The sequence below is a fragment of the Kitasatospora sp. NPDC093558 genome (assembly GCF_040683475.1).
Lineage (GTDB): Bacteria > Actinomycetota > Actinomycetes > Streptomycetales > Streptomycetaceae > Kitasatospora.
Window position 1 is genome coordinate 1 of record NZ_JBFBDY010000535.1, and the last position, 4,391, is coordinate 4,391.

5 protein-coding genes are annotated in these 4,391 nt (G+C 73.5%); all 5 read right to left on the bottom strand.

The genetic code is table 11. The features are described from left to right. Positions 1-25 precede the first annotated feature (25 nt). Positions 26-811, bottom strand: coding sequence for an ABC transporter permease (locus AB0O00_RS30855; RefSeq protein WP_363657352.1), 786 nt, complete (start codon positions 809-811; stop codon positions 26-28). Further along, positions 714-1,535: a hypothetical protein gene (locus AB0O00_RS30860; protein WP_363657358.1), complete on the bottom strand. Its 822-nt coding sequence runs from the start codon at positions 1,533-1,535 to the stop codon at positions 714-716. Before AB0O00_RS30860 ends, AB0O00_RS30855 begins: the two co-directional genes overlap by 98 nt. A gap of 26 nt (positions 1,536-1,561) precedes the next feature. Beyond that, entirely contained in the window at positions 1,562-1,894 is a 333-nt protein-coding gene (locus tag AB0O00_RS30865) for a hypothetical protein (protein WP_363657360.1), read from the bottom strand. 295 nt (positions 1,895-2,189) lie between these two features. Continuing rightward, positions 2,190-2,399, bottom strand: coding sequence for a hypothetical protein (locus tag AB0O00_RS30870; protein ID WP_363657354.1), 210 nt, complete (start codon positions 2,397-2,399; stop codon positions 2,190-2,192). Between the two features lie 62 nt (positions 2,400-2,461). Then, a partial coding sequence (locus AB0O00_RS30875) for a SpoIIE family protein phosphatase (RefSeq protein WP_363657356.1) occupies positions 2,462-4,391 on the bottom strand: 1,930 nt, incomplete at its 5' end.

Here is a 4,391-nt window from a genome sequence, read left to right on the forward strand (position 1 = left end):
CAGACGGGAATTGTCAGACACGCCCCTACAACGAGTCGAGGGCGCCGGTACGGCGCACGGCGAGCAGGTAGCCGACGATCATCACCACGGGCACGCAGGACAGTGCGGCGGCCAACGGCAGGTTGAGGGTCACGTTGTCGGCGATCGCGGTGCCGAGCACCTGCGTCTTGCCGCCGACGATCCGCACGGCGATGTAGTCGCCGAGGCTCAGCGAGAAGGTGAAGACGGACCCGGCGAAGACCGCCGGCTTGACGAGCGGCAGGACCACCGAGCGGAACGTCCGCCCGGCGGAGGCGCCGAGGTCGGCCGAGGCGTCGAGGAGGTTGGCGGGCAGGTTCTCCAGGCCGGCGTAGACCGGCAGGATCATGTACGGCAGCCACAGGTAGGCGAGGACGACGATGACCGCCGAGGTGCCGTACCCGGGGCCGGCAAGCCCGAGCGGCGCGCCGAGCCAGTCGAGTATGCCGCCCTGGCTGAAGATGACCCGCCAGGCGTACGCCTTGACGAGGTAGCCGGCCCACAGCGGGGTCAGGACGGCGACGACGAGGAGTCTGCGGGTGCGCGGGCGGGCGACGCGGGCCATGTAGAACGCCATCGGGAACGCCACCACGGCGTCGATCACGGTGACCGCGGCGGCGATGCCGAGGGTGCGCAGGGCGATCGCGCGGTAGACAGGTTCGGTGAGGACGGTGGTGAAGTTGGCGGTGTTCCACTCACGGACGACGTCGGAGGTGAAGTCGTCGACCGTCCATAAGGCCGAGAGGAACAGTACGGCGAGCGAGCCCAGGTAGGCGAGCACCAGCCAGGCCATCGGCGCCGCCAGCAGCAGCGCGAGGCGCAGTCCGGCGTGCCGGTGCAGGAGGGAGGCCGCCCGGCGCAGGCCGCCCCGCCGGCCGGCGCGGGCCCTCGCCGGGGCGGGCGCCCCAGCCGCGCAGGCGGTCGGCGAGCTGCCGCACGCGCCGGTCCTCCGGGCCGGGGACGAGGTAGAACAGCGACTCGTCCACCGCGTCGTCGTCCCCGCCCCAGCGCACGACGCCCTCGCACTCGGCGAGGATGTCCCGCAGCACCAGCTCCTGGTAGGGGAAGAGCCCGCCCTTCGCCGAGGCGCCGGGGCGGATGCGCACGGCCGTGCCGGACGCGAGGTTCGACTCCGGGGCGCCCGCGCGCAGGCCGCCGATGGCCTGCCAGCCGAGGAGGTCGCCGCTCGGGAGCTCCTCCACCTCGTAGTGGAAGCGCCGGATCACGTGGACGAGGATCTCCTCCGCGTCGCCGATCCGGACGTCCACGGTGAGGCCGGTGCCGGGCACCGGGCGGGTCCAGACGGTGGAGACGTGGTTCGCCTCCTTCTCGATCGTCCAGCCGTTGGCGCTGGTCGGCAGCTTCTTCGCCAGAAGGCCCGGCTCGGCCGTCCCCTCCGCCGTCTCCTTCGCCGGCGCCGCCACGGCGGTGCCGGGGAGCAGCCCGCCCACAGCCACGGCCGCACCGACGGCGGCGGCACCCTTGACCGCGGCCCGCCGCGTGAATCCGATCTGCACGTCTTCCATTTCCTTGTGTCCTTCCGCTACAGAACGACGATCAGCACGAGCGTGGGCACGAGCAGCAGCAGCACGCTCACCGGCCAGTAGGCCCAGCCCCAGCCCCAGCCGCCCCGGGCCGTCCGCCGCCGCACGGCCCGGTTGGCGAGCCACCACAGCAGCGTGAACACCCCGACGACCGGGACCAGGACCAGCAGCATCGGCAGGACGCCGTCGTTCTCCGTCGGCTCGCGCGTGGTCCAACCCAGCGCGGCGAGCGGCCAGTTGGCGGCGAAGTACCAGAGCAGCCAGACCGGGACGACGGCGGGCAGCCCCAGCGCCAGGTTCACGGCGACGGCGGCCCGCGAGTAGTTCCGCATCGGCACGGTCACTTGGTGCGCGACAGCAGGTTGTAGTTCTCCAGCACGTCGTACAGCCCGATCAGCTCGCGGCCGTACTGCTGCGCCGCGTCGCCGAGGCCGTTGTAGCGGGCGAGCAGCGCCTGGGCGTCGGCCTGACCGGTGGTCAGGCCGGGGCGGGCGATGCCGAGCTGGCGGGAGTTGTAGATCGCCAGGTAGGTGACCGAGCGGATGTTGCAGGCCGGGTCCTGGAGGTTGTCCCAGACCTCCCGCAGGTTGGCCTCGGTGAGCTTGGTCCCGTTGATCAGGCCCTCGCTCAGGCAGCGGTTGCGGGCCTCGATGGCGATCCGGGCGAAGATCTGGCCCCAGCCGGTGCTGCAGTAGCTTGTGCCCCGCGGGTCAGCGCGTACATCACCGGCCAGCCGATGCGGCCGTCCTCGTCCAGCTTCGAAATCCCGAGCGTGGCACCGTTGTTGTACGTCGTGTTGACGAACCTCTGAGCCAGCCGGACCATCTCGTCAGCCATGGGCCGCGATCCCCCCGTTCGCACCTCGCCGCGACTCCTCCGCCGCGGCACGGCCACGAACTTTACCAGGGCTTTTCCTCGCCTTGACGTTCGGATTGCAGGAACTGCTCGGCCCAGATGATCTTGCCCTCGGGCGTGTAGCGGACGCCCCAGCGGTCCGCCAGCCGGGCCACCAGGAACAGGCCGCGGCCGCCCTCGTCCTCGTCGGCGGCGTAGCGCAGGTGCGGGGAGGTGCTGCTGGTGTCGGAGACCTCGCAGATCAGCGCGCGGTCGTACAGCAGCCGCACCCGGATCGGCGCGGTCCCGTAGCGGATCGCGTTGGTCACCAGCTCGCTGAGCACCAGTTCGGTGACGAACTCGGCCTCCTCCAGGCCCCAGCCGGTGAGCCGCCGGGTCGCCTCCGCGCGGGACTTCGCCACCGCCTCGGGGGTCGCGGCCACCTCCCACCCGGCCATCCGGTCCGGCGCCAGCACCCGGGTGCGGGCGACGAGGAGCGCGATGTCGTCCGTCGGCCGCGCGGGCAGCAGCGCGTCGAGTACGGCGGTGCACACCTCCTGGGGCGACCGGCCGGGGTGAGCGAGCGTCGCGGTGAGGAGGTCCAGGCCGACCCCGACGTCCCGGGTGCGGTCCTCGATCAGGCCGTCGGTGTAGAGCACCAGGCTGCTGCCCTCCGCGAGCCGCAACTCCGTGGCCTCGAAGGGCATCCCGCCCAGGCCGAGTGGCGGTCCCGCGGGCAGCACGGGCAGCTCCACCGTGCCGTCCGGGTGCACGAGCGCGGGCGGCGGGTGGCCCGCCCGCGCCAGGGCGCAGGTCGCCGTCGTCGGGTCGTAGATGCAGTACAGGCAGGTGGCGCCGGTGATCGCGTGCTCCCCGTCGGCCGCGGCCGTCTCCTGGTCGATGTGGGCGACCAGCTCGTCCAGGTGCCCGAGGAGCTCGTCCGGCGGCAGGTCGAGGGTGGAGAAGTTCTGGACGGCGGTGCGCAGCCGGCCCATCGTCGCGGCGGCGTGCAGGCCGTGGCCGACCACGTCGCCGACCACCAGCGCGACCCGGGCCCCCGGCAGCGGGATCACGTCGAACCAGTCGCCCCCGACCCCCGCCTGCGCCGGCAGGTAGCGGTGCGCGACGTCCACCGCGCTCTGCTCCGGCAGGGCGCGCGGCAACAGGCTGTGCTGCAGGGTGACGGCCATCGTGTGCTCGCGCGTGAAGCGGCGGGCGTTGTCGACGGACACCGCCGCCCGCGCGGTCAGCTCGTCCGCGAGCGACAGGTCGTCCTCCTCGAACGGGCCCCGGTCCCGGCTGCGCCAGAAGCACGCGACGCCCATCAGCACGCCCCGCGCCGTCAGCGGCACCGCGATCAGCGAGCCGAGACCGAACTCCAGCACCGCCTGCGTGCGTTCGGTGTCCTGCCGCCGCCAGCCCTCGTCGGCCGCCAGCTCGGGCACCAGCGTGGAGCGCCCGCCGACGAAGCCCTCCGCCTGCGGGGTGCTCCCGGCCCACCGGACCAGCTCCCCCAGCGGGTACAGCGGCGAGTCGTCCCGGATCCCGGCCAGCCCCACCCGCTGCAGCTCCACCGGCTCGCCCACCGCCGGCGTCCGCGGCTCCTCGCCGCTCAGGACCGCCTCGGCGAGGTCGACGGTGGCGAAGTCGCAGAACTCCCGGACGGCCATCGCGGCGAGCTCGTCCGCGGTGCGCCGCACGTCCAGCGTCGTACCGATCGCCACACTCGCGTCGTACAGCATCCGGAGCCGGCCGCGGGCGGTCTCGGCCCGGCCGGCGAGGGCGCGCAGCTCGGTGGAGTCGCGCAGCGTGGTGACGCTGCCGGCCGGGCCGTCGCCGCCGTCGGTGGGGCGGGTGTTGACGGCCAGCAGGCGCTCGCCGACGGGGAGCACCTCGTCGCTCACCTCGCGCCCGGCGACCAGCAGTTCGGCGGTGCGCGCGGCGAGGCCGAGCCGCGTGACGGCGCGCCCCTCCGCGTCGTCGGGCAGGTCGAGC

Coding starts and splice junctions, on each gene's coding strand:
- AB0O00_RS30855 (WP_363657352.1), bottom strand. CDS start 811: ATGGCCTGGCTGGTGCTCGCCTACCTGGGCTCGCTCGCCGTACTGTTC.
- AB0O00_RS30870 (WP_363657354.1), bottom strand. CDS start 2,399: ATGGCTGACGAGATGGTCCGGCTGGCTCAGAGGTTCGTCAACACGACG.
- AB0O00_RS30865 (WP_363657360.1), bottom strand. CDS start 1,894: ATGCGGAACTACTCGCGGGCCGCCGTCGCCGTGAACCTGGCGCTGGGG.